This is a genomic window from Micromonospora sp. KC207 (genome assembly GCF_004348615.1).
Classification (GTDB): domain Bacteria; phylum Actinomycetota; class Actinomycetes; order Mycobacteriales; family Micromonosporaceae; genus Micromonospora.
The window spans coordinates 1-2,141 of record NZ_SMKJ01000532.1 but is presented as its reverse complement, the minus strand read 5'-3'; the positions used below and the strand labels follow the sequence as shown (position 1 = coordinate 2,141).

Sequence of the window (2,141 nt, the reverse complement as noted above, 5' to 3'; positions counted from 1 at the left end):
GGCGGGTGCCGGGGCGGCCCGGTCGAGCAGCATCCGCTGGCTGTCGCGCTGGCGGCGCAGCACCGCGTCGTCGAGGTCGGCGACGGCGAGCCCGGCGGCGGGGCCGGCGGCGGCCAGGGCCCGGCCGTCGGGGCCGTACACGGCGCTGTGGCCGGCGTACCGCCAGCCGCCGTGCGCGCCCGCGTAGTTGGAGAACAGCACGTAGCTGGTGTTCTCCAGGGCGCGGGCCGGGAAGTAGACGCCGCGCCGGTGGTCGGAGTCGCCGACGGTGAACGCGCCGGGCACCAGGTAGGCGTCCGCGCCGGCCAGGGCCAGGCCCCGGGCGTGCTCGGGGAAGCTGGCGTCGTAGCAGACGCCGAGGCCGAGCCGCCAGCCACGCACCTGCACGATCGTGTCGGTGTGGCCCGCGACGAACACCTCGCGCTCGTCGGCGTCGAGGTGCCGCTTGTGGTAAGTGGCGGCCACCGCACCGTCGGGGCCGACGACGAACGCGGCGATGGCCCAGCCGTCGGCGCGGCGGGCGCAGCCGCCGACCACGGCGGTCACCGTGTGTGCCCGGCAGGCCTGGCCCACCGTACGCAAAACCGGATCACCCACCTCGACCTCGCACCGGGCGACGTCGGCGGCGAGCAACGGGTAGTCGTACCCGCACAGCGACAGCTCGGGGAAGACGACCAGGCGCGCGCCCCGGGTGGCCGCCGAGGCGATCGCGGCGACGTGCGCGGCGGCGTTGCCGGCCAGGTCGCCGCCGGCCGCCTCGATTTGGGCGGCGGCGACCCGCAGCGGCTCCCGGGCCGGGTTGTCGCCCGTCGTCGTCACATCGCCCCCAACCACCAACGCAGCCCGAAGAAGACCGCCAGCCCGACCGTCCACACGATCATGATCCGCTCGACGAACAGGCCGGTCACCAGGGTGACCAACCCGGCCACCAGGTACGGGATCGTGACGTCGCGGGTGAACCGCCCGCGCACCCGCGCCGGGACCCGGGGGTCACCACCCGCTCGCTGGCCAGCGGGGTGGCCCCACCGCTGCCGGTGGCCGGCTGGGCGCACCAGAGGTGCAGGTGCGTCGGCCAGTTGTGCGAGTACGAGCGGTCGGCGCGGCGGCGCGGCCCGGGCCCGCTGACGGCCAATCGCGTTGAGGATGCGCCGCGGCCGGCTCAATCTCGCACAAGAACATGATCCGCAGCGGCCAGTTCAGCGTGTACGACTGCTCGTTGTGCAGCACGATCGGCTGGTCGGCGGGCCAGCTCGTCGACGGTGTCCCGGTTGCCGGTCAGCCAGGCCGTCAGGTCCAGGTCTGGCACGGTGGCCTCGACCAGGGCCGGCAGTGGCCCGCCCGGCCAGTCGGGGCGTACGTCGACCAGGGACCTTTCCCGCCTGCGGCGGCCGATGGCCGGCGCCACCCGGCTCTGCTCAGTCATCTCTCGTTCCCCCAGAAGTCGTCGACACACTCCGCGAGGCTGCGCGCGGGGTCGGCCGCCGCCCGGCGGAGCACCCCGATGAAGTCGCGGTGCCACGCGTCCGCGCGTGGGCCGTCGAACAGGTCGGTGCGGTAGGTCCAGAGCGCCTCGAGGTCACCCCGCCGCTCGTCGAGCCAGAGGGTGAGGTCCAGCCGGGCGGCGTCCGGCGCGAGTTCCACCCCGGAGAGGTCCAGCCCCTGGGTGCCTCGCCAGGCCGCCGTAGGGGCGTTCTGCACGCCGAAGGCGACCTGCACCAGCGGGTTGCGGTGCGGGTGGCGGACCGGGCGCAGCCGCTCCACCACCGCGTCGAACGGCACGCCCTGCCGCTCGCTGGCGAACAGTGCGGCGGCGCGGGCCTCGGCGAGCAGCTCGACGAAGCCGCGCTGCGGCGCGGGACGCAGCCGCAACGGCATCGTGTTGACGAAACAGCCGACGCTGTCCTCGGCCGCAACGCTGGTGCGCCCGGCGAACGCGGTGCCGACGAGCAGGTCGGTGCGCCCCGTGCGGGCACCGAGCAGGGCGGCGAACGCGGCCAGCCCGACCATGTAGAGGCTGGTCCGGTGGGCGCGGGCAAGCCGCCGCACGGCGTCGGCGTCGGCGGCCCCCACAATCGCCCGCAGGCTGGCCCCCTGCGGGCGGTCGGCGACGCGCAGGGCACGCGCGGGCGCAACGGCGGGGG

4 protein-coding genes are annotated in these 2,141 nt (G+C 75.6%); all 4 read right to left on the bottom strand.

Annotation, left to right across the window (positions count from 1 at the left end; genetic code table 11):
• Positions 1-819, bottom strand: an 819-nt coding sequence (locus E1258_RS32185) for a carbon-nitrogen hydrolase family protein (protein WP_165949964.1), incomplete at its 3' end; no start/stop codon positions are given.
• Positions 816-971, bottom strand: a complete 156-nt coding sequence (locus E1258_RS33750; RefSeq protein ID WP_165949963.1) for a hypothetical protein — start codon at positions 969-971, stop codon at positions 816-818. The genes E1258_RS33750 and E1258_RS32185, both read right to left, overlap by 4 nt.
• 188 nt (positions 972-1,159) lie before the next feature.
• Complete coding sequence (locus tag E1258_RS32175) at positions 1,160-1,423, bottom strand: hypothetical protein (protein ID WP_132407691.1); 264 nt, start codon at positions 1,421-1,423, stop codon at positions 1,160-1,162.
• A partial coding sequence (locus E1258_RS32170; protein WP_132407689.1) for a condensation domain-containing protein occupies positions 1,420-2,141 on the bottom strand: 722 nt, incomplete at its 5' end. The genes E1258_RS32170 and E1258_RS32175, both read right to left, overlap by 4 nt.